This is a genomic window from Qipengyuania sp. MTN3-11 (genome assembly GCF_042851825.1).
Classification (GTDB): Bacteria; Pseudomonadota; Alphaproteobacteria; order Sphingomonadales; family Sphingomonadaceae; genus Qipengyuania.
Window position 1 is genome coordinate 579,788 of the sequence record NZ_BTGM01000001.1, and the last position, 26,046, is coordinate 605,833.

29 protein-coding genes and 1 pseudogene are annotated in these 26,046 nt (G+C 60.3%); 13 read left to right on the forward strand and 17 right to left on the reverse strand.

The annotated features are described in order from the left end of the window. Positions 1-19 precede the first annotated feature (19 nt). The 3 genes from ACGHN1_RS02740 to ACGHN1_RS02750 are packed head-to-tail and all read right to left on the reverse strand — an operon-like array spanning position 20 to position 6,212. Positions 20-3,019: a type I restriction endonuclease subunit R gene (locus ACGHN1_RS02740; RefSeq protein WP_390548107.1), complete on the reverse strand. Its 3,000-nt coding sequence runs from the start codon at positions 3,017-3,019 to the stop codon at positions 20-22. Further along, positions 3,016-4,362 (reverse strand): restriction endonuclease subunit S, encoded by a 1,347-nt coding sequence (locus tag ACGHN1_RS02745; protein WP_390548109.1) that lies wholly within the window; start codon positions 4,360-4,362, stop codon positions 3,016-3,018. Before ACGHN1_RS02745 ends, ACGHN1_RS02740 begins: the two co-directional genes overlap by 4 nt. Beyond that, a complete protein-coding gene (locus tag ACGHN1_RS02750; protein ID WP_390548111.1) occupies positions 4,359-6,212 on the reverse strand; it encodes an N-6 DNA methylase in 1,854 nt (617 codons plus the stop codon). The genes ACGHN1_RS02745 and ACGHN1_RS02750 overlap by 4 nt, the downstream gene beginning before the upstream one ends. Before the next feature lie 318 nt (positions 6,213-6,530). Between ACGHN1_RS02750 and ACGHN1_RS02755 the strand changes: the two genes are divergently transcribed. Next, on the forward strand, positions 6,531-7,412 hold the full coding sequence (locus tag ACGHN1_RS02755; RefSeq protein WP_390548113.1) for a hypothetical protein: 882 nt from the start codon (positions 6,531-6,533) through the stop codon (positions 7,410-7,412). A 123-nt stretch (positions 7,413-7,535) separates the two neighbouring features. On the opposite strand, the gene ACGHN1_RS02760 is transcribed toward ACGHN1_RS02755, so the two are convergent. Next, positions 7,536-8,609 (reverse strand): IS1595 family transposase, encoded by a 1,074-nt coding sequence (locus tag ACGHN1_RS02760; protein ID WP_390548115.1) that lies wholly within the window; start codon positions 8,607-8,609, stop codon positions 7,536-7,538. 100 nt (positions 8,610-8,709) lie between these two features. Here ACGHN1_RS02760 and ACGHN1_RS02765 point away from each other — a divergent pair, with 100 nt between their 5' ends. Further along, complete coding sequence (locus ACGHN1_RS02765; protein WP_390548117.1) at positions 8,710-9,021, forward strand: DUF6471 domain-containing protein; 312 nt, start codon at positions 8,710-8,712, stop codon at positions 9,019-9,021. Positions 9,022-9,124: 103 nt separating this feature from the next. On the opposite strand, the pseudogene ACGHN1_RS02770 reads toward ACGHN1_RS02765, so the two are convergent. Continuing rightward, positions 9,125-9,424, reverse strand: a pseudogene (locus ACGHN1_RS02770) (ATP-binding protein); the annotation flags it as partial. A 499-nt stretch (positions 9,425-9,923) separates the two neighbouring features. On the opposite strand from ACGHN1_RS02770, the gene ACGHN1_RS02775 reads away from it, so the two are divergent. Next, positions 9,924-10,187 (forward strand): hypothetical protein, encoded by a 264-nt coding sequence (locus ACGHN1_RS02775; RefSeq protein ID WP_390548118.1) that lies wholly within the window; start codon positions 9,924-9,926, stop codon positions 10,185-10,187. Here ACGHN1_RS02775 and ACGHN1_RS02780 read toward each other — a convergent pair. The 4 genes from ACGHN1_RS02780 to ACGHN1_RS02795 form a co-directional block, all read right to left on the reverse strand. After that, positions 10,184-10,558, reverse strand: a complete 375-nt coding sequence (locus ACGHN1_RS02780) for a response regulator (protein ID WP_390548120.1) — start codon at positions 10,556-10,558, stop codon at positions 10,184-10,186. The genes ACGHN1_RS02775 and ACGHN1_RS02780 overlap by 4 nt on opposite strands. 256 nt (positions 10,559-10,814) lie before the next feature. Beyond that, entirely contained in the window at positions 10,815-11,045 is a 231-nt protein-coding gene (locus ACGHN1_RS02785) for a hypothetical protein (protein ID WP_390548122.1), read from the reverse strand. A gap of 106 nt (positions 11,046-11,151) precedes the next feature. Beyond that, positions 11,152-11,583 carry a PA2169 family four-helix-bundle protein gene (locus tag ACGHN1_RS02790; RefSeq protein WP_390548124.1) on the reverse strand — a complete coding sequence of 144 codons (432 nt, stop codon included), beginning with the start codon at positions 11,581-11,583 and terminating at the stop codon, positions 11,152-11,154. A gap of 140 nt (positions 11,584-11,723) precedes the next feature. Next, complete coding sequence (locus ACGHN1_RS02795; RefSeq protein WP_390548126.1) at positions 11,724-11,879, reverse strand: hypothetical protein; 156 nt, start codon at positions 11,877-11,879, stop codon at positions 11,724-11,726. Between the two features lie 294 nt (positions 11,880-12,173). Between ACGHN1_RS02795 and ACGHN1_RS02800 the strand changes: the two genes are divergently transcribed. Continuing rightward, positions 12,174-12,605: a PilZ domain-containing protein gene (locus tag ACGHN1_RS02800; protein ID WP_390548128.1), complete on the forward strand. Its 432-nt coding sequence runs from the start codon at positions 12,174-12,176 to the stop codon at positions 12,603-12,605. 531 nt (positions 12,606-13,136) lie between these two features. On the opposite strand, the gene ACGHN1_RS02805 is transcribed toward ACGHN1_RS02800, so the two are convergent. The 3 genes from ACGHN1_RS02805 to ACGHN1_RS02815 form a co-directional block, all read right to left on the reverse strand. After that, positions 13,137-13,457, reverse strand: a complete 321-nt coding sequence (locus ACGHN1_RS02805; RefSeq protein WP_390548130.1) for a DUF6894 family protein — start codon at positions 13,455-13,457, stop codon at positions 13,137-13,139. A gap of 103 nt (positions 13,458-13,560) precedes the next feature. Next, the gene (locus ACGHN1_RS02810; protein ID WP_390548132.1) at positions 13,561-14,313 is read right to left on the reverse strand and encodes a Crp/Fnr family transcriptional regulator; all 753 of its coding nucleotides are present in this window, start codon (positions 14,311-14,313) and stop codon (positions 13,561-13,563) included. 105 nt (positions 14,314-14,418) lie between these two features. Then, positions 14,419-14,913, reverse strand: coding sequence for a hypothetical protein (locus ACGHN1_RS02815; protein ID WP_390548134.1), 495 nt, complete (start codon positions 14,911-14,913; stop codon positions 14,419-14,421). 481 nt (positions 14,914-15,394) lie between these two features. Between ACGHN1_RS02815 and ACGHN1_RS02820 the strand changes: the two genes are divergently transcribed. Further along, complete coding sequence (locus ACGHN1_RS02820) at positions 15,395-15,976, forward strand: DUF305 domain-containing protein (protein ID WP_390548135.1); 582 nt, start codon at positions 15,395-15,397, stop codon at positions 15,974-15,976. A gap of 38 nt (positions 15,977-16,014) precedes the next feature. Here the strand turns inward: ACGHN1_RS02820 and ACGHN1_RS02825 are convergent, their stop codons facing one another. The 4 genes from ACGHN1_RS02825 to ACGHN1_RS02840 are packed head-to-tail and all read right to left on the reverse strand — an operon-like array spanning position 16,015 to position 18,139. Further along, on the reverse strand, positions 16,015-16,776 hold the full coding sequence (locus ACGHN1_RS02825; protein WP_390548137.1) for a glutaredoxin family protein: 762 nt from the start codon (positions 16,774-16,776) through the stop codon (positions 16,015-16,017). Next, entirely contained in the window at positions 16,776-17,213 is a 438-nt protein-coding gene (locus tag ACGHN1_RS02830) for a DUF411 domain-containing protein (RefSeq protein WP_390549747.1), read from the reverse strand. The genes ACGHN1_RS02825 and ACGHN1_RS02830 overlap by 1 nt, the downstream gene beginning before the upstream one ends. Before the next feature lie 51 nt (positions 17,214-17,264). Next, on the reverse strand, positions 17,265-17,870 hold the full coding sequence (locus ACGHN1_RS02835) for a DUF2231 domain-containing protein (RefSeq protein WP_390548138.1): 606 nt from the start codon (positions 17,868-17,870) through the stop codon (positions 17,265-17,267). Continuing rightward, on the reverse strand, positions 17,867-18,139 hold the full coding sequence (locus ACGHN1_RS02840; protein WP_067468863.1) for a metal-sensitive transcriptional regulator: 273 nt from the start codon (positions 18,137-18,139) through the stop codon (positions 17,867-17,869). Before ACGHN1_RS02840 ends, ACGHN1_RS02835 begins: the two co-directional genes overlap by 4 nt. Before the next feature lie 77 nt (positions 18,140-18,216). Here ACGHN1_RS02840 and ACGHN1_RS02845 point away from each other — a divergent pair, with 77 nt between their 5' ends. From ACGHN1_RS02845 to ACGHN1_RS02860, 4 genes are all read left to right on the forward strand, one after another. Further along, on the forward strand, positions 18,217-19,917 hold the full coding sequence (locus ACGHN1_RS02845; protein WP_390548141.1) for a copper resistance system multicopper oxidase: 1,701 nt from the start codon (positions 18,217-18,219) through the stop codon (positions 19,915-19,917). Further along, positions 19,914-20,993, forward strand: a complete 1,080-nt coding sequence (locus ACGHN1_RS02850) for a copper resistance protein B (RefSeq protein WP_390548143.1) — start codon at positions 19,914-19,916, stop codon at positions 20,991-20,993. Before ACGHN1_RS02845 ends, ACGHN1_RS02850 begins: the two co-directional genes overlap by 4 nt. A gap of 43 nt (positions 20,994-21,036) precedes the next feature. Then, the gene (locus ACGHN1_RS02855) at positions 21,037-21,255 is read left to right on the forward strand and encodes a hypothetical protein (RefSeq protein ID WP_390548145.1); all 219 of its coding nucleotides are present in this window, start codon (positions 21,037-21,039) and stop codon (positions 21,253-21,255) included. 127 nt (positions 21,256-21,382) lie between these two features. Beyond that, complete coding sequence (locus ACGHN1_RS02860; protein ID WP_390548147.1) at positions 21,383-21,802, forward strand: PilZ domain-containing protein; 420 nt, start codon at positions 21,383-21,385, stop codon at positions 21,800-21,802. Between the two features lie 39 nt (positions 21,803-21,841). On the opposite strand, the gene ACGHN1_RS02865 is transcribed toward ACGHN1_RS02860, so the two are convergent. After that, positions 21,842-23,461, reverse strand: coding sequence for a ShlB/FhaC/HecB family hemolysin secretion/activation protein (locus ACGHN1_RS02865; RefSeq protein ID WP_390548149.1), 1,620 nt, complete (start codon positions 23,459-23,461; stop codon positions 21,842-21,844). Between the two features lie 162 nt (positions 23,462-23,623). On the opposite strand from ACGHN1_RS02865, the gene ACGHN1_RS02870 reads away from it, so the two are divergent. From ACGHN1_RS02870 to ACGHN1_RS02885, 4 genes are all read left to right on the forward strand, one after another. Further along, positions 23,624-25,018 (forward strand): FecR domain-containing protein, encoded by a 1,395-nt coding sequence (locus ACGHN1_RS02870; protein WP_390548151.1) that lies wholly within the window; start codon positions 23,624-23,626, stop codon positions 25,016-25,018. A gap of 92 nt (positions 25,019-25,110) precedes the next feature. Next, complete coding sequence (locus ACGHN1_RS02875; protein WP_390548153.1) at positions 25,111-25,248, forward strand: hypothetical protein; 138 nt, start codon at positions 25,111-25,113, stop codon at positions 25,246-25,248. A 4-nt stretch (positions 25,249-25,252) separates the two neighbouring features. Beyond that, a complete protein-coding gene (locus ACGHN1_RS02880; protein WP_390548155.1) occupies positions 25,253-25,528 on the forward strand; it encodes a CHASE2 domain-containing protein in 276 nt (91 codons plus the stop codon). Beyond that, positions 25,435-25,659, forward strand: coding sequence for a hypothetical protein (locus ACGHN1_RS02885; protein ID WP_390549809.1), 225 nt, complete (start codon positions 25,435-25,437; stop codon positions 25,657-25,659). The genes ACGHN1_RS02880 and ACGHN1_RS02885 overlap by 94 nt, the downstream gene beginning before the upstream one ends. Positions 25,660-26,046 lie beyond the last annotated feature (387 nt).

Here is a 26,046-nt window from a genome sequence, read left to right on the forward strand (position 1 = left end):
AATGTTCTGCTGTGGAAGTCTAGGCGGCGTCCCTTTCCTCGTTCGCCAGCCGACGCGCACGGCGGAAGAAATGACGGGTGATCTGCTCGCGCACCTTGGGATCGGTAAGCATCGCGCTTTTCATCTCGTTGTCTCGCTGGAACGAGCGGACGGAGCCGCGGAAAAACATCTCGGCGAAGGCCTTATAGACGACATCATCGGGATTGTTGCGGAGCATCTCGACGAGCTCGTCGGTCATTATCTCCTCATTGACAGCCTCGTATCGCACGAAGTCGGCGTCGGTGAACTCGGTCCCATGCCGATCGTTGAATGAGGATACGATCTCTGACAGAGAGCGCTGCTCCTCCTCGGTGTAGGGCTTGGCCCCGAACTCGCTGATCGGGCTGAGTTTCGTCCCTGCGTCTGGAGCGAGCGAAGCGGAGCCCTTTTCCTTCTCCTTCAGGGTCACGGCCTGTAGTCGCACCATGTCGTCGGTGATCTCGATGTCCCCTGGGATTTCTCGATCCGGCAGCAACCGATTCAGCCATGTGCCGTAAGAGTAGAGCTTCTCCAGATCGGTGTCGCCGAGGGCCATGATTTGGCTGAGAAAGCTGTAGAAGCGCAGGTAGCTCTTCACCACCTGCCGGAACTCCTCCTGTTCCTCCTCATCCTCGTTTTCGAACCGCATGACGGCCTCGCGAACGATGCCTTCGAGTTTCGCCCGGTCGTGGCCACCGAGTTCGGACCTGTAGTAGGTCTCGGCGAAGCGTTCGACTTCTGCACCATGAATGATGCCGAACTCGTGCAATCTGCGCTCGAGCGTGTAGATCTGGTTGGGATCGGAGTTCGCCTCCAGGCTGGTTTCGCCATAGAAGGGTTCGAACGCGGCCTGGATGTCCTCGATCGTGTTCTGGAAGTCGAGCACGTAAGTGTGCCGCTTGTCCGGATAGATGCGATTGAGGCGCGAGAGGGTCTGCACCGCCTGTAGTCCGGCGAGCTTGCGGTCGACATACATCGCCACGAGCTTGGGCTGGTCGAATCCGGTCTGATATTTCTCGGCGACGATGAGTACTTGATACTGATCACCGTCGAAGCGTTTGGGCAGCTCTGTCTCGGCGAATCCATTAAGTTCCGCCTCGGTGTAGGTCTCGCCATCGACGCGCAAAGGCCCCGAGAAGGCGACGAGAGCTTTGAGGCCGTCGTAACCGTTGGCTTCGATGTACCCTTGCAGGCGCCGATAGTAGTTGAAGGCGTGTTCGCGACTCTGCGTGACGATCATGGCCTTTCCCTGGCCGTCCAATTCATGGGCGACGTGACGACGGAAATGCTCGACGATGACCTCGACCTTCTGGTCGATGGCCGCGGGGTGCAACGATGCGAACCTGGCGATGCGCCGACGACTGCGCTTGGTGTCGAGGTCAGGGTCATCCTCGATCGCCTTCTCGAGCTGGTAGTAGGCCTTGTAAGTCATGTAATTCTGCAGCACGTCGAGGATGAAGCCCTCCTCGATCGCCTGCCGCATGGAGTAGAGGTGGAAGGGTTCGGGCGTGCCGTTCTCGCCCTTGCGGCCGAAGCGCTCTAGCGTGGCCGTGCGTGGAGTCGCGGTGAAGGCGAAGTAGCTGATGTTGGGCTGGGGGCCGCGCGCTTCCTGATAGGCCGCGACGACGTCCTCGAACGTCTCCGCGGTGCCCTCGTGGTCTCGCGATAGCGCCTCCGACATCGCCTGGGCGCTCTTGCCCGACTGGCTGCCGTGCGCCTCGTCGATGATGACGGCGAATTTGCGACCGGCTTGGCCCGAGATGGTGCTGAGGTGCTCGGTCGAGAACTTCTGAATGGTCGTTACAATGATGCGCGCGCCACTGTCGAGAGCGGCCTTGAGCTGCTTGGAGGTGCCGTCGATGATCTTCACCACACCCGGTGTCTGGGCGAGCTTCTGGACGGTGTTCTGGAGTTGGCGATCGAGGACGAGACGGTCGCTCACGATGATGGCCGTGTCGAACAAGGGCGCGTCGTTCTCGTCGTGAAGTGTGATGACGCGATGTGCCGTCCAGGCGATCGTGTTCGTCTTGCCCGAGCCAGCTGAGTGCTGAACTAGATAGTTGCGGCCCGTGCCGTGCTGACGGGCGTCGGCGATCATGCGCCGGACGGCATCGAGCTGCTGGAAGCGCGGGAAGATCATAGTCTCGCGTTTGTCCAGCGATCCGTCCGGCAGAAACACCTCCTCGGTCTCGAGATGCAGAAGATTGCCGATGACGTCGAGGAGGACCTCGCGCGAGAGGACGGCACGCCCTTCGGGCTGGTCGGCCCACATGTATGCGGTTCGGTGTTCCCCCGTGATGTCGGGGTTGCCGGCGCCCTTGTGGCGGCCGCGGTTGAACGGGAGGAAGCGAGTCTTCCCGTTCATGAGCCTTGTCGTCATCGAGACGTTGGATGTGTCCATGGCGAAGTGGACGAGCGAACCGCGCTTGAAGGTCAGTAACGGTTCGTTGGCAGGCGAGCGGTCCTTGCGATACTGCTTCTCGGCGTGCCGGAAAGTCGAACCGGTCAGCTCGTTCTTGAGCTCGAAGGTCGCGACCGGGATGCCGTTGACGAAGATCACGACGTCGATCGCGTTCTCGTTGCGCCGACTGTAATGGACCTGACGGATGACGGAGAGGACGTTGGCCTCGTAGCGAGCCCGGAGAGCCGGATTGACGTTCGAGGCCGGCTGGAAGGCGCACAGGACGAACTTGATTCCCGGCACGATCTTAATGCCCTGCCGCAGTACCGGCAGGGTGCCAGAACGCTTGAGATTGGCGGCGACCTGGTTCAGGAATTCCTTCTCGGCCGAACTGCCGTAATGGCTTTCCAGCTTTTCCCATTCTTCGGGCTGCGTTGTCTTCACGAATTCGATGGTCAGGCGCGTATCCAGCGCCAGATCGCGATCGTAGTCTGAATCGCTGCGCAGGCGGTAGCCCTGGTGCTCGACGAGCTCGTCGACCATGTGCTGTTCGATCACTTCCTCCAGGTGGATGCTGGAGGCCTTGCGTGGCTTGCTCATGCGGCCTCTTCCTTACTCACGTGGTTTTGATCGCGCACGTCAATCTTCCCTGTGACGGCGGCGGTTATCAGGGCAGCACGGCGTTCGCGCAGCATGGCGTTCATGCGGTTGGCGGCGTCGACGACGCGAGACGTCTCGGCCTTCAGCTGTCTTACGTGCTCCAGGATTTCGATCATCTCGTCTTCCGGCGGGAGCGCTATCTCGATATCCTTGAAGCGATCCCAGTAGAGCCGCATGCGGAAATCGGTGATTCCGCGTGAGTATCGCTTCATCTCGGCAATCGCGTTTGGCGTCCTGAGAACGAGTTCGACGTATTCGGATAAGTGGGGCGAGGATGGCCGGGCTACGACGTAGGCCGGCGAGACGGCGCCCATGACCTTCACCGCGCCAAACCCGCCCTGCCAGGCACGCATCATGTTGTAGACGAGGTCACCGGGTTCGACGGCCTTATAGGTTGACCGGTCCTCGCTACGAGTGACCTTTCGGCCGCTTTCACCCTCGGACAGCTCATCGTTGGAAGCACCGTGATGAATCGAGATGCTGAGGATTGGGCGTGTCTCGTCGGACGGCAGGTTCACTTCTTGAAAAAGGTTCGCTAATCGATGGACCTGCCAATGAGTTGGTATTGCTCCAAGCCATTGCACGCCGCTGTGTTTCGTAGGCTTCGTCACGACCGAACGACCGGTAATCGCACTGCAAATTGCGGTGGCCTGCTTCTCGGTAAGAAATTCGATCAGGCGCTCTTGCGTTGTAATGGTCGCGTCGATCTTTTTGGTTTCGCGGTCGAGGAAGACTGCGATAGCGCGCTGCTCACCGACGCTTGGTATGGCTATGGGCGCATCGTTGATGGCGGATTGGGGAAGTCCAACCCGCGTAAGGCCGTTAGCACGGACTTCGAATAGGCTCTTCGCATAGTCGGAGAGAAACCAATACCGAAGGAACGGCCCGCTGGCGGGACCGCGTGACCGGAGGATGGCGAGGTGATAGCCACACAAGACTCCGGGAAGGTTGACCGTAACTAAGGCGGGGACGGCGATGTCGTCGGCGGTTTCCGAATCCTTTGTGATCAGCACGTCCCCGGCGCGTAGTTGGAACCGGTCGATCTGGTCCGCTCGCGCGGTCGCGATCATCATATCGGCCGAAGACATGATGACGTCGTTGTAGTAGACGTCGGTGTAGTTGCAGAGGCGGACTTCTTGCTCGTCCTCGATCGAATGCTTGTCCACGTTGCTGGAACGTAGTTCGAACCAGTCCTTCAAGCGGCCGACAGTCCATCCGGATGGGATTGATGGAAGGAATTCGAGGGCGCTTTCACGATAGTCTGGATACGAAACGATGCTCACGCCGCCATCTCCGTAAGCATTGCCTGGATCTCAGCCGTAACCGCCGCGAGATCGGCGTCGATCTCTTCGAGCGGCCGAGGTTCCTCGAACACGTAGAAGAAGCGGTTGAACGGGATCTCGTAGCCGATCCGCGTCTTGCTCTCGTCGATCCAGGCATCGGGCGCGTGCGGTAGGACCTTTCGCTCGAAAAATTCCTGCACGTCTTCGAGAAGCGGCACGGTCTCGGTGTCGCGGAGGGCCGGATCGGGCAGCAGCGCACCCTTGTTCTTGCCGCGCGCGACACGCATCGGCTTGCCTTCCTCGTCGCGCTGCGGGCGTTCGACGGTAATGGTGCGATAGCCAAACGCCTTGTTCGGCACGACGAGCGACACTGGCGCGCGACGAACCTTTGCCCCTTCCGGCATCGGCACATCGGTCTCCTCGGGCGGGAAGAGACCGTATCCCAAGCCGTCGCCCCTCTCGTCCGAGAACCTCACGACGTCCATGGGGCGGCCGTCGTAGAACAAGCCGACGAGAGTCTCGCGGTCCGCCTCCGACATTTCGCGCCGCTTCATGCCGAGTGACTTGCGCATCTTCCGCCAAAAGGATGAGCCATCGATCAACTGAACGTGGCCGCGCCGCTTCTCCTCCTTCCGGTTGGTGAGGATCCAGACGAAGGTCTGGATACCGGTGTTGTAGAATAGGTCGGTCGGCAGCGCGACGATTGCGGTGACGAGGTCATTCTCGAGCAGCCAGCGCCGGATATCGCTTTCGCCCGAGCCGGCCGCGCCGGTGAACATGGGTGAGCCGTTCATGACGATACCGATTTGCGAACCCTGCACATCGTCGCGCATCTTGGCGACCATGTGCTGGAGAAACAGGAGTTGCCCGTCCGAGATGCGCGGCAAGCCGGCACCGAAGCGACCGTCTTCGCCCAGCTCCTTCGCTTCGGCTTTCACGGCATTGGCGGACGCCTTCCAGTCGACCCCATAGGGCGGGTTCGACATCATCCAGTGGAAGCGCTGGCCGCGGTGCTGGTCGGCTGCCAGCGTATCTCCGAAGGCGATCTGCTCAGGGTCATGGCCGGTGATCAGCATGTCGGACCGACAGATCGCGTAGGATTCCTTGTTCAGCTCCTGACCGTAGAGCTCGACGCGCACGCCCTCGTTGATTGCCTTGATTTCGGCTTCCGCGATCGAGAGGATGCCGCCCGTTCCGCACGCGGGATCGTAGACGGTGCGGATGAGCCCTCTTCCGGTCAGGGCCTTGTCGTTGGCGATGAGCAGGTCGACGATGAGATGGACGACCTCGCGCGGAGTGAAGTGTTCGCCTGCCGTCTCGTTCGATTGCTCTGAGAAGCGACGGATCAACTCCTCGAATGCGTAACCCATCTCAAGGTTGGATACCGTGGCTGGTGACAGATCGACAGTGGTGAACTGTTCGAAAACATCCCACAAGATATCGTGGTCCTTCAGTTCCTTCAGCTGCTCGAGGAACTTGAACTTGTCGATGAAGATGTCGCGCATGTTGACCGAGAACCCGGTGATATATGCGACGAGATTATCGTGCAGCTGCGCGGGGTTCTGCCCCTTGATCGAGGTGAAGGTGAGGGGTGACAGATTGTAGACCTTGCCAGCCTTGGCAACGTCGAACAGGAGTAAATCGCGCGTGTCTTCGTCGATCCCCTCGGGCAGCGTTTCCGCCATGGCGATCGTCGCGCTCTGCGTCTTGGCGAGTAGGCAATCGAGCCGACGGAGCACCAGAAACGGCAGGATGACCTTGCCATAATCATGCGCTTTGAACTTGCCCCTGAGCGTGTCCGCGGTGCCCCAGATGAAGTTCGCGAGTTCGCGGACCTTGTTGTTGTGCATCGAAGTCTTTCCCTGATTTGGGGAGCTTATAGGATGCGTTGTGCGTGACAGCCAAGCGTGGCTTTCGGCGCCGCGCTGGCGGCGTCCGGAGGCTTTCTCCGACATTAGATTCTCCGATTATGATTAACATGTTGACGGCTGCTATCGTCAGAGCCGATCGTGCCTGCTTCCAAGGGTGCAGGTTTAGGTTATCGCAGGTGCGTCGTTCTCACCCGATGAAGCCCAGTGGACGATCTGGAGCCCGAGCCGTGTCTGACCATTTGTATTCGACATGAGCGGTTAACACGATGTTAGCTATGTTGGCTCAAGGCATGACGAATGCCGAAGATGCTCAGCGAAGATATGAAATGGATGCGTGATCACCCCCTGGTCACGGGACTCATCATCTTGTTCCTCATCCTATCCGCATGGCTTTTCTGGGGTGCGACTTCTGCGACCGATCAAGCATACAATAGGATGGCGGCTTCCAGGCATACCGCCTTGGATGAGCCGTCACGGGTTCTGGAAGCTGACGACGCCGAACGCCAGATCAAAGAACGCCGCGAGGCCTACGTTCGTTATGATGCCTCCCAGGATCGCGTCGTACTGCCACCGTCGCGTGAAGAGCGCCTCGCGACCGAGAGTAGCCCATCCGAACAGGAATGGGCCTATCGTCAGTCCGAATATGAAGGCCGCACTTGTCAGGACGCTCCACTGGATGCGGAATATTCCGATCTCTGCGCGCAGTGGGCTAGTGTCTCCGCCACTCGATATGGAAATAGGATCGGAGCCGAGAACTACCGTGTATCCTCCTTCGCCGCGATCGTCAGCGGCTTGGCGCTCATCGCTACCGTGCTGGCCGTGGCTATCGCGGCTCTGGCCGCCCGAGATGCGAGCAAGGCCGTTAAGTTGATGAAGGAGGGAATGGTTCCATTCCTTACTGTGCGTCCTGGTGGTATTTCCGGTGTCGGTAAGATGAAGCTGATCAACGCCGGCACGGGAGTTGCAACCGGAGCTTTCGTCAAGGTTGGGAATGCGGAACTGCCCTTGCGTCGCCGCGTCCTGCAGGCTGGTGAGGAATTCCAGATTACTCACTCGGCGATAGCCGCCACGAACGGGGAACTGCAGGTCGTTCTGCGATACAATGACGGGTCCGGCGAAGCCATCGAGCGCCGAGAGCGCTTTCGGCAATCTTCCGGAAAATGGGTCCAGATCGATTGATGCGTTTGCCGGGATAGCGGGCGTCAATGTAAGCAGCAGAGCGACAAGTAACTTTTCCATATCTCTTTCTCCTTTCGGTGGTTGCCCACCGTGAGGATCCAGAAATTTGGCCCTTGTGGGCTTTCAGTCGTCGTTGTCGTTGATGCCGAGAGCTCTCAGCACATCGTGATTGCGATCGTTCTCGCGACGTGGCCCCGATGCCTGCCAATAGCCTGCGAAGGTTCGCGAGGGCGGCAGGCCCATCGCGGCGCGGATCAGCTTCTGTACCTTGGAGCGGTCGTCCAGCCGCCTATTTTCTTCCCGCCAGGCACCATCAGCGGCGTAGAAATCGAGGTAGTCTCCAGCGATGTGATGATGGACGCCGATCTCGGCCCTACGCATCCGCGAGAACGCGCTCTCGGCGCCGTTGGTGTGGACGCCCTCGTCCGTGCAGTATTCTTCCCTGTGGTTGACTCGCTGCAGGCTGTGGCTGGCGTAGAGCGGCTCCCAGCCCGAACCCTCGTCGGCGAAGATTAGAGCGCTACGATCTACGCTCTCGGTGATCCAGGACACGGCTTGCCTCTCGCTCTTGAACGTACGCGTCAGCAAGCGCCCCTGACCACCGCGTTCGCGCAGTAGCACCACGCATTGGCGCTTGCGCCCGTTGACCGGAATGCGGCGACGGTCGATCCGCTCGTCCTTCTTGTTGGCCTGCTTGAGGTAGCCGCCGAAATAGGCCCCGTCGATCTCGACATCTCCGACCAGATGGACGTCCTCCTGATCGAGGAACATCACCTCGCGCAGCTTGTCGGTCAGCACCCAGACAGTCTTATAGTCGTGATCGTAGTCGTGGGAGAGCCAGATTGACGCAGCGCCCTTGGCGTGAACTGCCATGGCACGAACGATGAGCATCAACTCGAGGTAGGTGATGCGCTTGTGGGCGAACATCGTCCCGCTCGTGATCGAGAAGAACTTGTGACACTCCGGGTTGGCGCATTTGTATCGCTTCTGCGACTTGATGTTGTAGATCCGCTGGGAACCGCATTCTGGGCAGGTTGGGTTTCCATCAGGCCATCGCGCGCGAAGAAAGAACTCCCGGCAACCATCTTCGCCCATCTTGAAGACGTCGTGGATGCTCAGCGTGCGGCTCGCAGGATTTTTCAACCAATGGAGGCCCTGCTTCTTTCGGTTGAATGGTTTGGTTGCACGAGTGGCCATTGAGGTGCCATATACGACACCTAACACGGTTATTCAATCGCAAAGTGCTGTATGCGACACCTGAGTTGCCGAATTCGCGTCCAGATTCTATAATCGGTTCATGACACAGGCATGTGATGACAAATGGGAGCAGCTGGCGCGTAATCTGGTTCGTGGCCAGTTGATGACGCGCGGGATGTCCTATGCCGCGCTCAGGGACGCTCTGGCCGGGATCGGCGTCGAGGACACCGAGGGTGCCATCAAGAGCAAGATGAGCCGCGGCAGGTTCAGCGCCGTATTCTTTCTACAGTGCATGACGGCGATCGGTGTGGACTGGATTCAGTTGCCGGGCGCACCGGATGGTCCCGGTGCGTTCGCGATCGGTAAGCATGGTGCACAGGCGTTGGCCAGGAAGCCTCGAGATGGGAATTGAATCTCCGCGCCAACCGCTCCAGATCGGAATGATTCGGAAGGGAGCTTCCGATTAGAATCAAGCTCTTAAATCAGATTTGGTGCAATAACTCCGCCATACCGTGGAACTCCGGCAGTTCGTCGAGGAACAGAACGCCGAGATGCGCGAGGCTGACTTCGCCCGGTTTCACCTTCAGCCCCCCGCCGGTGAGCGCGGCCATGCTCGCCGAATGGTGCGGCGCGCGGAACGGCCGGGTGCGGCTGATCCGACCGCCTTCGAGAAGGCCGGCGACCGACTGCACCATGCTCACCTCCAGCGCTTCGGCGGCGGTGAGGTCGGGGAGGATGCCGGGCAGGCAACTCGCCAGCAGGCTCTTGCCCGCTCCCGGAGGTCCGATCATCAACAGGTTGGATATGCCTACACTCGGATAGGTATCAGCTGTGGAAAGGTCCCGGAATGGCTGGAAATGGGCCGCTCGCGGACTGTCGGGTTTTAGCATCAAACTTTGCCGAAGCTGACCTTCGGCCATTACATCAAGCAACGCCTATCCTAGGCGAACTTGTGGGCAATTCATCGCTTGCAGGAAAAGAAAGCCCCACCCGAACACATGGAGGGGCGGGGCTCAGGATGAACACCAAGAACGTGCCCGGATACGCGATAGCGAGGGTGGTCGTCCGAACCCTCCCTTGGCGATCCACGGGGTTCAAGTCCAACCAGGTGACGACTTCGCTATTGAGTTGCTTCTATAGCAAAATTTCTAGTACGAGGTTAGCGCGTATGCCGTGTTTCTGTTACGAGCATTCCGAAGGCGCGTTCGGAGAAACCCCACTGACCCACCGTCGGGCGCGCCTTCATCCCCCCGCAAGTTGACTCCCCCAAATCCTCGGTAAATGTAAAAGCGCGTTGGATGCTTGGGGAGCGAAATGGAGCAGCACCTCGCTAAACTCGCGACGTGCGCGGATCGCGTGGCGCAATGTGCTAGGGATGCTCTGGCTTCGTCGGAGGGCAGAGATGAAATGCGAGCGCTTAACGAGGCGATGATCGCCTATCGGGGTGCAGCGGTGTTCTATCTTACCCAGCCCTCGATTGCGGATTTCGTTCGAGCCGATGCCTTGAGATACGATAAGCAAACGCGAGAAGCGATGGAGCGGATCGCCGACCTGATCGATCGACTGAATGAAGTTTAGATTTGTCCATCTCGATAACGGAATGGCTGATTTTGTGCGGCCTGCACCGCCGTCTGCAGTTCAGAGAAAGTGAACGGCTTGTTTACCACCAACGCCTCTGGGATACGCTCTCTGATCTCACAACCGCTGGCGCTTACGAATACGACAGAGATTGCACGATCCGCGCAAATTGCCAGAACGGCGTGGGTGCCAGTGCCGCCGATGATCCGATGATCTGCCAAGATCAGGTCCGGGCATTTATCGCGCGCAGCCTCGATAGCTTGTTTCTCACTCGTCGCCGTCCTGAACGACGTGTAGCCCAATTCACGCAGGTCGTCTTCCAACGCGAAAGCGAGCAACGGTTCGTCTTCGATGATGAGAGCTAATGACATTTCAGTAGCTTGAGACAGTTTGGGTCACGAAGTTTCTTTCATCGGAGGCCGCGCCGATCTTTTCCATCAACTTGAAGGCATCGAACCCGTTTCCGACTGTCATACGGGAAATCTGTTAATTCGAGCAAAATCGAATGGTTCCACTCGCTGGGGCTAAACGATATTCGCTAGAAGCTTAGGCCTCGTTTTCCACTATCGATTACGAGAAAGAGCCCCCCGCTTGTGAAGCGACGGGGTCAAGGTTTGGTTGGTGCGATCAGGAAATTAGATCGTCGTCGTGTTCCCGGATCAGATTGCAGGCAGTGTCCAGATTAACGCTATCGCCAATCGTGCGGACCTGAATGGCAACGGCTGCGCTCCGAGCGGACAGACCCGTCCCCTTCAGCATCTCGCAGCGCCTGCGGACGATAATGCGTTGCGGCTCATCCAAAGATTGAAAGATCAAAAGAGCGAGAAGTAGCTCCGGCGTGCGCTGCAGTGCCAGCAACGCGGCGGCGTCGGGTATCTTGGCGCGCCACTTGGCTTTTGTCTGAGTTGAAGAAAAGGAGCGCGGGGACTGCCCCCGCGCCCTTATCGTTGCGGAGCGTCTCCGCTCAATCGTATTGTTTTGAAATCATGTCGCCGAAACGTTCGCCTTCGCTGATTTCAGCATAGCATTGCTGGATAATGGTCCGCTGCTGCGGGTCCATGTCGTTCTCTTCCAGCGCGCTTTCGAACTTCTCCTTGAGATAGTCCTCGCCTTCCTCGACGCGCTCGGCAGCAGCCTCGTCGCCGTTTTCGAACAATTCGGTGATGTCGGTCCAGATGCGGTGGAGCTGGCCCGCGGTCGTGCCTTTCGTCACCAGTTCGCCGCCCTGGTGCTGGATTTCCGCATTGAGCGCCTGGAGCGTCTTCTCGCGCGCCTGCAACCGATGTTGCAACGCCTGCTTGAGCTGCGGACTATCGGCCTTGTCGATCGCCTTGCGATAACCCTCTACAGAATCGAAGGTCGTGTCGGTAAGTGTCTTGATGGTCGTGCTAGCCATTGAAATGCTCTCCTTCGCGCAAATGATGAAATGCGGAACAACTTGATGGCTCGTGAAAAGCCATGAGTCAGAAGCAAGTATGCCGCCCAAAGTAGAGATGGACGGCATACCTGCGTGACGCCCATAATGGGCGGGGGGGGTCAGTTGCGGTCGTTGTCGCGATCGTTCTTCCGATCGGTGTCGTTCTGTTGACGCTGCGCACCGCCTTGCTGATCCTGCTGACCGGTCTTCCCGCCCTGATTATCCTGGCGCTGCCGGTCTTGATTATTAGGGTTCTGGTTGTTCCGATTGTCCATCTTTCGGGCCCTCTCTTGGGGGAGCCTCTGTTGCGAGGCCAACTGAACAATTTCCGACGATGGCAAGGTTTCCCTGAAATGCGGCCACATGCCTTGGGACAAAGACTATCTGCCAAACTCTAACGTAGGTTAAGTGCGACAAAAAGAATGGACTAGGGCAGATAAAGACAGTTCGCCTCGGGTCTTTCCCTTTTTGGTTATCTCGCCAGATGAGTTGCCATGGAGGATGATGACCTCTACTTTCTATGCCGCAAAGGCGAGGTGTGGGCCTGCTGGCTGAATGGGAAGCCAGCCGTGAAGCTCGGAACCGAGGACGGGTTTCATTCCGCGATCCGCCAATTCACTGACGAGACCAGAGCGCAGGACGAGCCACCGGCGTCAAAGGCTGCCGAACGGCCAAGCTCGCTCCCGGGACCGGAACCTCGAGATCAGCTCACTCGCTCCGAGGAACGCCACAGCTTGACCACGCTCGGCAAGGTTTATGGGGTGGGCGGCAGTCGCGAAGTGACGATCTTCGATCTTTCGGAGAAGGGGTGCTGCTTCCGCGACGACGCCAACCGTCTCGCCCTCGGTGACCATATCGCGGTGAAGATTGGGCCGATTGGTCCGATCCAAGCGAATGTCCGATGGCGGAAGCATCCGCATGTCGGCGTCCAGTTCGTCAATCCCCTATACCCCTCGGTCCTCGACCACATACGAGCCAGCCACGACCTCCGGCGTCGATAGCAAAACCCCGCCGCCTCGATGTGAAGCGACGGGACTCAAAGCTCGAAGGCCACGCGTTTTCTTCATCGCCATGCAGGTGGAACGGACCCCGGCTTGGTTGCGCGAGCTCGCGTTTCTGGCGGTGCGGTTGAACGGGTCGCGGGCGCGTGCGGGTCAAAGAGGCGCAGTCAGCGAGTAGCCGAAGAGCGAAGGCGCACCCGGAAGGCAATGAGGGTGGGACTCCGGGCACGCCTTCATGGCGCTCCTTCGAGAGTTTCTCCGAAACGCTAACCTTGAATTAGGATTCTCGCGCTAGCCTTCATACAGTAGCGCAGTTTCCATCCCGTCGGATTTGAGCCCCCATTAACCACCGGGGGTGGGTCCAAGTTTCGACAACCCTCACTGCTGCGCGACCAAGGCACTTCCGATCGTGCCTGACCTAGCCCCGCCCTTACTCCCGTTCGGGCGGGGCTTTCTTTTCGCACAAGAAATGGGTAGCCGGTCAGGTAGTACTGCAGACCTGCCCGAAGGTGGCCGGAGTTTTCCAACGAACTAAGCGTTCTCCAATTGAACCTTTACCGCCTCGTCGAACCGAACCGTACCCGTTCGACGACCATCAGCGTCCCGAATTTCTACCCTGTGCCATCCAACGAAGTGGCCGTCCAAAACATTGCCGGCCGCAAGCGATCTTACTTCCTCGGTAGCACGGGCAATCGCGGATGCATCGTCAGGAAGCTCAAGACCCTCGTGGTCCATTGTCACTTCGCCATTGTGGATGTTGAAATAGTAATGAGGCATTTGCTTGAAGCGCGCTATTCTACGGCCGGGTTCCCGCATAAACATCGGTTGTCTGACATTGGTTTGCGACTTCATATCGTGGCACCGAAGCCATAAGCATAGCGACGGGAGCCACATTCTAGTCAACTGCGTCGACCTATGATCCAACCGCATTATAAGGCCGGGAACCTTCGCCTCGTCACAGCCAACTTGGTTCCGCTCGATGCCACGCGGACACTCCCGCTCTCGCCAAGAGTCGATCGTTATCGAGAATTTCGAGTTCCCGCTTTTTGATGACTGCCAGATTTAGCTCTCTAAAGTTCTTGAGGATCCTATTTGTGTGAACGGTGCTTGTACCGATCAGATCGCCGATATCCGACTGCCTTAAGGGCATGGGAAACCGATCAGCCGAAACGTTACTCAATTGCGAGCACCTTTCCCTCAGGCGAACGAATAGGGCGGCGAGACGATCTCTGGCGGGAGCGCGACCCATTAGAGCCAGACGTTCCATCGCGAACATTCGCTCCTCTTGGGAGATCAAGAACAGGACTGCGGCCAATCGAGGGCGGTCCATCAGGAGCTCCATGAATGGTTTCGCCGGTATCACGCATGCCCGGACCGAATCGAGGGCTACGATCGTGTCCAAGGGATATGACACGGCCAAGGTCGGCATCCCGAGGATGTCGCCGGGTAGACTAACTGAGGTCAGCTGGCGGGAGCCATCCTCCATCGTAATCGCGCTGGCGGCCCATCCATCGAGGAGCAGGTGCAGGCAGGTCGATGCATCGCGGTCGGAGCGGATAATATCACCGCGTTTGAACTCTGTCGGCGGACCAGCCAGCTCTGCAAGACTTCGCTTGTCGTCGGGACTTACCGCGCCGAAGTTTTCGAGCCTAGCGGTTGCTGGGCCCTCATATAGGGCAGCGTCTCTTGCCTCGATTGAGTTTTCCAACGAGCCATCCCCTTTTGCGCCGGACGAATGCAGGACCGTATCGCCTTGCTCGCCCCTCTATCCCATCTGCTGACGCATAGCTCTCCGACAACGGTGCGACATCACTTATTGATCAGAACCGGGACCTCCCGGAATGACGCGTGCCTCACAGGTTTGATGATCAATTCGTGCATACAGCCTTTCGACGTTCATGCCGCCGAACCCGTTCTCCGCCCGGAATGTCATCCAGGCCCCGTGCTCGCCATCGTCATTTGGATATATGCTGGTTTCGACGTGCTCGAAGCTGTCGGGGTTGCGGATTGAAATTATAACCTGCCGAACGAAGTCGCGGTTGGAGCCGTCCCATCCGGAAAGGCAATGAAAGCCTGCCTTGCGGTCCTCTGCAGCGGCTTTCGCATTCGCATGTCTAGACGCACTCTCGGCGACGCGCTTGGCTTCCCGTTTCGCTTCCATCTTGTCCTGCGCGGCTTCGAAGCCCTCGCGGTCAACGGTCTGCCATAAGAGGTTCACCCCGCTCGCCAACGCAACGATGGCGATGATGCCGAGACCACCCACCTTGAGCCAGTTGCGCCTCTTCGGCTTCTCCATGGGTTCCAGCATGACGACCCCAAATGCATCACGAGGAGCGTCCCCCGGTAGGGAAAGCTTGCACTCGAATTATCTGTAGGACAATACGTCCGGTGGGTGTGGAAACCCGGACTGTGATAACCATCAATCCGTTGGTGTTGCTCTTCGCAATCATAGCGAGGCAGAGGTCGACACCCGGGTGGCAGTCTGGCCATTCAGAAGCGGAGGGAGTGCAGCGGTCGCGTCCGTCCCGCATGCCCACGGCTTGCCTCCCCGGCTGCAGCTCTGTCCTGCTTCCGGAGCATCGATATGCAGCAGCCGAATCGCAGCCGGCGCGGGGAATCGATTTATCACCTACCTACCGGGCGGAAACGGGGCCGTTAGCAGCCAGTCCGGTTTGGTGCGGGGGATCCTTTACAACCGGACATTGCGCACACGACCTAGATGTGGCGCGACGGCCTTTATCGGAACCGCATACCCCCGGGGGGTGTAGGTTCCAATAGAGGAGGCGCAAATGGCAAATCAAAACTCGACCTCAACCGAACAGGCTCACCAAAGCAGATGGCCGACCTTCGCGGCGATGATCGCGACGTCGATCGTCACGATGTTCGTGCTCAAATATTCGAACGTCTACGAGACCGGGCACATCTGGTTCAGTCAGACCCGCATGTGGATGGCGCTGATGATGGGCATGGCGATGATCGTCATCATGCTAGGCTTCATGTGGGGCATGTATCGCACATTCATGACCAAGGTGGTGGTAATGGTGGGCGCGGTGATCGGCTTTGCGTTGTTCCTGTTTCTCGCTCGCAGCCAGGCGACGGTGGACGACCAAGCCTACATGAAGGCCATGATCCCGCACCACTCCATCGCGGTGCTGACTAGCCGACGCGCGCAGATCACCGACCCGCGTGTGCGCGAGCTGGCCGATGCGATCATCGAGGCACAGGTAAAGGAAATCGCGCAAATGGAGCTGTTGCTCGAAGACATCGAAGCGAACGGGGAGATGGGCGACGGGACGCCCCTGCCGCCACGCACGGCCGCTCTTACCCCAGGCTCCAAGCCGAAGCAGAGGCCGCTATCGGCCGCGTCGTGACGCCAGAGATGCGTGAGGAGCTTGACTCCTCGCGCTGATCACATCGCGATCCAGCCGAGCGCCTTGGCTCCCATCCACAGGCCCATGCCGATCATGAACAGGTTCTCGGTCAGCGAGACAAAACCCAGCGGCACGTTGCTGTTGCCGCCAACGCAGGCGCATTTCAGTTCGCGCTTGTCGATGTAGACGGCCTTGAACACGCTGACCGCGCCCACGGTGCCGATAAACAGCGATACAGGAACCGAGATAATCGGCAGCGCGTGCGCGACCATCAGGACCCCGGCGAGCGCCTCCCCGAAGGGATAGACGAAACCGTAGGGGACCCATCGACGCGCCAGCAGGTCGTAGTTCAGGAACATAGTCGAGAAACTGCGCACGTCCTGCAATTTCTGGATCGCCAGCATGGCCATCGAGAGGCTGACGAACCACTCGATAGCCTGAACGGTGAAGATCGTATCGAAGACATACCAGCTGATCGCCAGACCGAGCAGGAAGGCCACTCCGAAAATGGCGATGACCGGCTGGTAGCTCGTCTCGCCTTCCTTCGGTTGGCTGCGCGATTTCCCGAAGTGCTCGCGAAGATCGTCGTAGCCGCCGATGCGCTTGCCATCGATGAAGGTCTGCGGCGTGGTTTCGACGCCGTGCTTTTCCTTGAAAGCGTCGGTCTCCTCGCGCGTGGTCAGATGATGATCCTCGATCGCGAAGCCTTCGCGCTTCAGCAGGTCGACAGTCTTCAGACCATAGGGACACAGATGGTCGGGCATGACCATCCGATAGACGGTAGCTTGCTTGGTGCTCATCAGTGGCTCGCGGGATAGCTGGCCCAGACGCTGCGGCCTTCGGGCCCAAAGGCGATGACCTGGAACGCCTGCCGGTGGTTGCCGTGCTCCATTCCCGGCGAGCCCATCGGCATCCCCGCAACCGCGAGACCCTTCACGCCCGCAGGCCGCTCGGCGAGCAGGCGCTCGACATCGGCGACAGGCACGTGGCCTTCGATTACGTAGCCTTCGACGATCGCGGTGTGGCACGATTGCAGATCGCCGGGCACACCGTTCTCAGCCTTCACCGACGCCATGTCAGGATGATCGACCGATTGCACATCGTGCTGGTCGCTCCCTTCTACATGCTGTGCCCATGCCAGGCAGCAGCCGCAATTCGCATCGCGATACATCGTGAAGCTGGCGGCCTGCGCCGCGCAGGCCGTCAGGGCCGTGCCGAGAACGAGCGTTCCGGCCATAGTGCGGCGAGCGATCGCCGTGCGAAGATGGGAAATCACGAGCATTCTCCTTCATAAACCAAGATGATTGGGTCCGTGCGCGAGTTCTCCGCCCCAGTAACCCTGAGCCAGCAGCGCAAGCGTCGTGGCGAGCAAGAGCATGCGGAAGGGCCAGCGATTAGCGCGTATCGAAAGGATGGCCACGACCGGAGCGACCACGGCGAGGCTAGTACCCGTCCAGCGATGCCATTGCATGGTCGTGTCACCTGCAAACCACAATCCGGTATGTATCCACCCGAACAGCGCCGCGACGACTGCGCCGGCGGCACCACCCGAAGCCATGACGGAGACCGCATTCGTCAGTCTCGTCGATGGGCGGAAGATGGAAACGAACTCCACCAGGGCAGCGGCAAGCAGAAGCGCAATCGGGAAATGCACCGTGGCTGGATGAAGGCTGGTCCAGATCGAACCGGGGCCGGCATCATGTTCGGCGGCAAGCCGCACAGGTGCCTCTTCTGCCGCACGCGCCTCCGCTACGGCGGTCGATTCGGTGCTCGAAGCGGATACCGGGGTGGTATCAGCGGGAGCCTCGCTATGCCGCTCTTCGCCGTGAGCCCAGACCGGTTGGGCAAGCACCAGCAACAAGAGCAGCGCCGCGCCGCGTATCGCAGCAATCACCGCTTGGCCTTCTCGAACAGCGTGACCAACTCCTCGAACTTTTCGCGCTGCTCGGCTTCATCGCCGCTGGCGATCGCTTCGGCGACGCAACAGGCTGCGTGGTCCTTCAATACCTGCGTCTCAACCTTGCCGAGCGCCGACCGGATCGCCTGGATCTGGTGAAGGATGTCGATGCAGTAGCGATCATTCTCGATCATCTGCGCCACACCACGCACCTGCCCTTCGATCCGGTTGAGCCGGTTGATTTTCGCGGTCTTCGCGTCTGCCATGGTCCAAAGTCCGAATTGAAATACCCTATAGGGGTATATATGGCTTAGCGCAGAAGTTCAATCGGAAGCTTGCCCCCATGGCCCCCATCTCTCGTCGCAACCTGATCCGCAGCACTGCCGCACTGGCAGCAGCCAGCGCACTTCCGATGCCCGCATGGGCAAGGGGACAGTCGCTGACGCATGCGAAGAACGGCTTCGGCGAGGTGTCGGGGGAGGACATCGAGCTTGCGATCGGCAACCATCATTTCACCACCGGCGGTCGCTCGGGGCACGCGGTGGCGGTCAACGGCACCGTGCCGGGTCCGCTCGTCCGCTTGCGCCAGGGCCACACCGCGCGCCTGCACGTCACGAACAATCTCGACGAGGACAGCTCGATCCACTGGCATGGCCTGCTGGTGCCTTTCCAGTTCGACGGCGTGCCGGGCGTCAGCTTCCCCGGCATCCGCCCGCGCGAGCGGTTTACCTACGAGTTCCCGATCCGCCAGAGCGGCACCTACTGGTGGCATTCGCACTCCGGCTTGCAGGAGCAGGCGGGGCACTATGGCCCCATCATCATCGAGAGCGACGAGCCGGACCCGCGCTACGACCGCGACTACGTGGTGCTGCTGAGCGAGTTCACGCCGATGCATCCGCACGACATCATGCGGAAATTGAAAGTCGGCGAGCACTATTTCCAGCGCCAGATGCTGACCGCGACCGAGGGCGAAATGTCGGGCGAGATGCGGCGCATGTGGGGCAAGGTGCGGATGAACCCGCGCGACATCTCCGATGTGACGGGCAGCACCTACACTTTCCTCATCAATGGCCATGGACCGCAGGACGACCTGCAACTGGCATTTGCGGCGGGCGAGCGTGTGCGTCTTCGTGTCATCAACGGTTCGGCGATGACCTTCTTCAACGTGCGCATTCCCGGCGTTCCGATGACGGTCATCCAGGCCGACGGGCAGGACGTTGAGGAAGTGCAGGTCGACGAATTCCAGATCGGCGTCGCAGAGACCTACGACGTGATCGTCACCCCACCCGATGGCAGCCACGCCATCGTGGCCGAAGCGATGGATCGTAGCGGCATGGGTGTTGCGAGCCTGACAAGCCACCAAAGCCATATCGCCACTCCTCCGCCGCTGCGCGAATTCCCGACGCTGAGCATGGTCGATATGGGCATGATGGACCATTCGGGCATGGAGGGGATGGAAGGCATGGGTGGTATGGGCCACTCGATGCGGGACAAGTCGCTCGTGCCGGATGATGTCGAGGTCGGCCCCGGCGTGGACATGATCGCGCCGATGCCGATGGACCGCATGGACTTCCCGGGTCTCGGCCTCGACAAGGTCGGCCACCGCGTGCTGCGTTACACCGACCTCAAGGCCAAGCGGGTGAACCCGCATCGGATGGTCGACCGCGAGATGGAAATCCACCTCACCGGCAACATGGAACGGTATATGTGGAGCTTCGACGGCAAGAAATTCAATGCCGTCACCGACGATCCAATCCGCTTCGGTTATGACGAGCGGGTGCGCGTCAAGCTGGTCAACCAGACCATGATGGCGCACCCGATCCACTTGCACGGCCATTTCTTCGAGCTGGTCAATGGCGCGGACCATATGCACCAGCCGCTAAAACATACGGTGATCGTGCAGCCGGGCGGGACTGCGACCTTCGATCTCAACGCGAACGAGCCCGGCGACTGGGCCTTCCACTGTCACCTGCTTTACCACATGCACGCAGGCATGATGCAGGTGGTGACGGTGCGCCCCTTCCCCGAGGGAGGCGCAGCATGATCCGCGTCGCCTTGCTTGCCGGATCGATGCTGGCTGCCAGTCCACTCGCCGCGCAGGATCATTCGGCACATGGCGAAAAGTCTGCCGCGCAGCCGGAGATGGATCATTGCGCCATGGGCCATATGCCGCCCGAGAAATGTCCGCCGAAGGACGAGCCGCAACCCGCGCCTGAACCGGAAATGGACCATTGTGCGATGGGCCACCTTCCGCCGGAGCAATGCCCGAAGGATCGCCAAGAGGAAGACAAACCCACGGCCGGCGGCATGGCGGGCATGGATCATGGCTCGTACGGAGGGATGGCCGACAAGTCCGTGCCCGGTGCAGCACCTGAAGAGGCCATCCCTGCGCGAGCGTTTGACGGGCCTCGCCACGCCGCGGATGCCATCTGGGGGAGTGGTGCGATTGAGCCGTCGCGCCAGCAGCTCGCCCGCGAGAACGGCGGCATGACCACCGGCATGATCCTTGTGGAGCGCCTCGAAGCGCGCATTGCAACCGTTGGTGGCGAAGATGGCTACCTGTGGGACGCACAAGGTTGGTATGGCGGGGATATCAACCGGTTCGTCCTCAAGACCGAGGGCGAGGGCGCATTCGGCGGTGCGCTAGAAGACGCCGAAATACAGGCACTCTACAGCCGCGCCATCGGACCGTTCTTCGATTTGCAGGCCGGGGTGCGTTTCGATCCCGAGCCCGATAGCCGAACGCATCTCGTCGTCGGGGTCCAAGGGCTCGCGCCGTATATGTTCCATGTGGACGGCGCGCTGTTCCTGTCCGACCGGGGCGACCTGACGGCACGAGTCGAGGCCGAATACGATCAGAAGATCACCCAACGCCTGATCCTCCAGCCCCGCATCGAGGCCGAATTCTCCGCCCAAGACATTACAGAGCGAGAAATCGGCGCAGGTGTCAGCAAGGTCGAGCCAGGTCTCCGCCTGCGTTATGAGATCGTGCCGGAGTTCGCACCTTACATAGGCATCGAATACGAGGCCAAGGTCGGCGAGACCGCCGATATTGTCCGCGCGAATGGAGAAGACCCCGATGGGCTAAAGGCCGTTATTGGACTGCGTGCCTGGTTCTAGTCCGATTGGCGCGCGACCGCTTTCGGGCAATAGCGCACAACCCGTGAACGACGACATGTGGGGCGCGTTTCAGACCGACAAAAAAGGGGCCGTTGACGGAACGACTGCTTCTGAAAGCTTTGCCGCCCAAACCGGACACACCCGGCAACTGGGTTACGTTCAAGTGTCAAGGAGCGATAAAAGCGGTACCGACCCGAACTCGGCGCTCCTCGATTATCTGGCTACATCCCAGCTGCTGTCGGGGCGCACGATTACCTTGTGATATCGACGTTCACTAGCTGTTCTAGAGCGTACCGGCAGCGTTTAGTTTACGCCTCTTCTCCGCCACTCCAATATGTTAACTTCCTTGCCCTAGGGCATCCCGGGAGGGGGCCGGTTTGGAGAGAGTCGTGGAAGACAGGATTGGGCGGCGACGAAAGCCTCGCTACGAACTAGCAGTGATGGGGGAAATACGAACCGGATCTGGAAAACCGCTCCTTGCAGAGGTGACGGACCTATCGGAAACCGGATGCGCCTGCACGATACGCTCGCCTTGGCTTAAAAGAGCCGCAATTGTAAGTGTGAGGATAGGAGAGATTGGCCCGATCGAATCAACGGTTTGCTGGGTCGATCAATATCACACAGGACTGGAATTTCATGCGCCGATTTATGGACCAGTTTTTGACCATATCTGCACGCTCATTTCCGATGCAAAGCAAACAAGCGATCGACGAGCTCGAAATCAGGTGAGGCTAAGTCGTCAATCGCCTGAACGATTGGCGGCGCTGGCTGAGGAGATTGCGCAAACTGGGCGACCCACTCGCCTATAGCTTTACAGCCGGCTAACGGTTCGATCCTCCGAAGTCAGATCAGAACGACTGGCTGATCGACATATTGAAGCGCGGGGACTTGTCGTCGGTATCGTAGCGCGGGCCGGTGAGCGGCAGGGCGAGTTCGAGCCCGAGATCGAGATCGCGAGTGATGTTGGTACGCAGCCCGCCGCCGCCAGAGGCGAGCGAACCGCTGCCGCGACCGTCATCGAGATTGCCCACCACGCCGCCATCGGCGAACGCGTAGATCTGCATTCGGCGCACCAGCCCGAAGGGGCTCGGCCAGTCGTATCGCAGCTCGGCCGAGCCGGCCACGCCGTTGTCGCCGGAGCGCTCGCTGAAATTGTAGCCGCGCAGGAAGCTGTTGCCCCCGAGGCCGATATCCTCGGTGATCAGCAATGGGGTCGTCGACACCTGACCTCGCCCCGCAAGCGCCATGCTGAAGGAGTGCGAAAGGGCGCGGTCCCAGGCGAACCAGGCGGAAAGGGTCGTGAAATCGGGCGAGGCATCGTCGCGCGAGGCAAGCGGATCGCCGGTCTGCGTCGCATCCAGCAAATCGAGCCCTTGCGACAGGGTCAGGCGGCCGCGGAAGGAACCGTCGAACATCAGCGAGCGCGCGTAGAGCCCGACACGCACCACCGGGATGCGATCGTGCCGCGCCAGAATTCCGAAGCGTTCCTGGCGCAGATCGCGGAACTCGAATTCGCCGTCGAGCCATAGCGAGAAGGCCCGTGACCGCTGCAATGGGTGTCGAAGATGGGCGGCCAGGCTCATCGACTCCCCGAAGATGTCCCGATCTTCGAGATAGGCCCCCGGATTTGTCGCGGAATACGAGGCCGAGACCGCGAACTGCGATCCTTGCTGAGAGAACACCACGCCATAACGCCCGCGCACGTATTGCAATTCGCTGGGGCTGTCTGGCACGGTCGAATAGGTGAAGTCGACCTCGTCGAACGGCGAGATAAGACCGTTGGCATCGAAATCGATCCGCGCGCGCAAGGGACCGATCGGCCTGGACCCGTCGTTCTCGAGCCCGACCCGGCCGCTGAACCGGCTGCGCGAAGCGTCGACGATCAAGATGCCGCGATTGCCTTCGCGTTCGTAGCGCGGCGAGCGCAGGCGAACGCCGGCGATGTCGTCGGCGAGGAGCAGATGTCGCTCGAGCCTCGCCAGCGTGACCGGCCGACCGTCGACGAGGGGCGCGAGTTGCGAACGGATGGCGCTGTCGCCATCCCCGGTCACCCGGATCTCGTCGATCACGCCTTCCTCGAGGCGAACCCTCAGGACCCCGGAGGCCAGCGATTGCGGTGCTATCGCGGCGCTGGCGAAGATATAGCCCCGATCGCGCGCGCGCTGCGCGATCCGTCCGCTGAGCGCGCCGAGTTCGCCCGCGGAGAGCGAGCGGGCCGAATATTCCTGGACGATGTCGGTGAAATCGCCGGGATCGAGTGCGACGAGGTTGTCGACGACGATCGCGCCGACATCGTATCGAGTATCATCGAAGATGGTCGGGTCGACATCGATGCGAACCGTCTCGACCCGCACCTCTTCGTCGATGTCGCGCGGCAGGTCCTCCGGAACCTCGGCCTGGGTCGGGTCGGTGCGGTCGAGCGTATCCTGCGCCAGAACCGGCGCGGAGGTGACGAGTGCCCCCAGCACAACTCCATTCAACAAAATCGACCGCACAGACAATTTCCCGCTGTTCGCGGGCCTTATCGGCGGCAAGTCCTTTATTTTCCGTCAATTTCAGGAAGTGTTTACCCTGCGCTTCAACCACTTGGGTGGGTATTTTCCCCTATGGCACGCTCGAAGGAGAGTGCCGTGCACCGCACAATCGTCAAGCTTTCGACCCTCGCAGCGCTGCTGGGAAGCACCAGCGCGCTGGCGCAGACCGGACCGTGGCAGGTCAGCGAGATGCAGGGGCAGGTCACCATCCGCGGCGAGGCGGGAACCGTGGCAGCGCGGCCGGGTGCGCGCGTTCCAAGCGGTGCCGTGGTCCGGACCGGCAACGACGGCAATGCAGTGCTGGTCCGCGGGCGCGAGTTCGTGACCGTCCGGCGCAATTCGGAGATTCGCATCCCCGCCCCCACCCGCGAGCGTTCAGTCATACAGATCGTCCAGGACTTCGGCAGCGCGCTGTTCAACATCGGCAAGCAGCCCGATCCGCATTTCGGCGTGAAGACCGAATACCTCGCCGCCGTGGTGAAGGGGACGGTGTTCACCGTGACCGTGGCGCCCGAGGGTGCCTCGATGCAGGTGCTGGAAGGCGCGGTCGAGGTTTCCACCGACGATGGCGGCGCGCGCGACCTGGTGATGCCGGGCGCGGTGGCCATGGTGGCGGCGGACGATCGCTATCGGCTTGTCGTGGAAGGTGCGGAGCGCCGGGTGCTCGATTCTCCGGCCCGTCCGGCAGAGGGTTCGGCGCCGACGGCGGCGCCTGCTCCAACCGGCGCCCCGGTATCAGTGCCGCAGGCTGCGGCAGTTTCGAGTTCGCTCAGTGCAGAGCCCCAGCCCGCACAATTCATCGATGCAGCATTCGGAAGCGGCGCGGCGGATTTGTCCGATCTGTCCGACGGTTTGATCGAAGGTGAAACATTCGATTTCGCAGCGCAGATTGTTGCCGACGCTGCCGCGCTGGCCGGGCGCGGCGGTCAGGAGCCTGTCGAGACCATCCCTGATCCCGTGGACGAGCCGGAGCAGCCTGGAGAACCTGAGGATCCTGTTCCGATGCCTGATCCCGAGCCGGAGCCGGAACCAGAGCCCGAGCCCCAACCGGAGCCCGAACCGACTCCCGAGCCAGAACCACAGCCTGAACCCGAGCCCGAGCCCGAGCCCGAGCCAGAGTCCGAGCCAGAGTCCGAGCCAGAGTCCGAGCCCGAGCCCGAGCCCGAGCCCGAGCCCGAGCCCGAACCGGAGCCAGAGCCAGAGCCAGAGCCCGAGTCCGAGCCGGAGCCCGAGCCCGAACCCGAGCCCGAACCCGAGCCCGAACCCGAGCCCGAACCGGAGCCCGAACCAGAGCCGGAGCCGGAGCCAGAGCCAGAGCCTGAGCCGGAGCCAGAACCAGAGCCTGAGCCTGATCCCGATGACGATTGGGATGATGACGATGACGATGACGACGACGACGATGATGACGACGACGACGATGATGATGACGACGATGACGATGACGATGACGATGACGATGACGATGACGAAGATGACGACGATGACGATTGAGGCCGGCGTCGCGCAGGCGTGAAATCGTGAGCGCGCGTTTACCTTTCCGGTTCGATTTCGCGACCAATCCGGCGCCTTCGGTCCTGCGTGTGATGGTTGCCGCCGCAATCGTCATCGCTGCCAGCTTTCCGGCCGCGGTCGGAGCGCTGCGCCCGATCAAGCACGAGTTGTACGACCTGAGTTTCGCTATGCGCTCCACCCAAGCGATTAGACAGGTTGCGGTGGTCTAAATGAATGCCGCGAGCTTGGCCGATCCGCCAGTGGCCTAGGGATCGGACCCATTATACCAGGGTGGTGGATCGTCTCGATCGCGCCGGCGCCCGCACTATCGCATTCGATGTCGATTTCTCCGCGCGCTCGAGCCCCACGGACGACGCGCGCTTCGCCGGTCGCTGGAGAAAGCTTCGGCAAATATCGTGCTTCCGGCGTTCGGCCAGCAGGCCAGCGCCGCGGACCAGCGCCAGCTCGACGCGCTTCCGATCTCGCAGCTGCGCGAACACGTGTTGCTAGGATCGGCCTCCGTGCAACCCGATCCGACCGGCATCGTGTGCGACATGCCGATCGGGACTTTCAATTCCAATCGTTGCGGAGGGAATCGAAGATGCGCACTTCCTGACATTCCTGCGCTGGATCCGCAGTGATTTTGCGCAAGGTTATCACATTGCGAAACGCACGAACGCCGCAGAACTGCTCAAACTGGTTCAAAGCTCATCACCGTCATCATCGCGCGACGCACTTTAATTGGTTTGACAAGTCCGGACACCTCTGGACCTGCATGCGAACCATGCTCGTGAGCGAGCGTGAACGATATGGTATAATCATCCGCCCGTGATCCGTTTGTCATCGTGGAATTACTGATCGACGTCGGAATGATCCTTTTTAGGACGCAATGCTCTCATCAACTGATCCTGACCGAACGGCAGCTTTCGGGACTAACTTAACCGATGTTCGATGACCGATGTGAAGGCGCGATGCTGTCTAGCCGCTATTGGGCCGGTAGCCGACTGTCCGGTTTGGCGCGTAGCAAT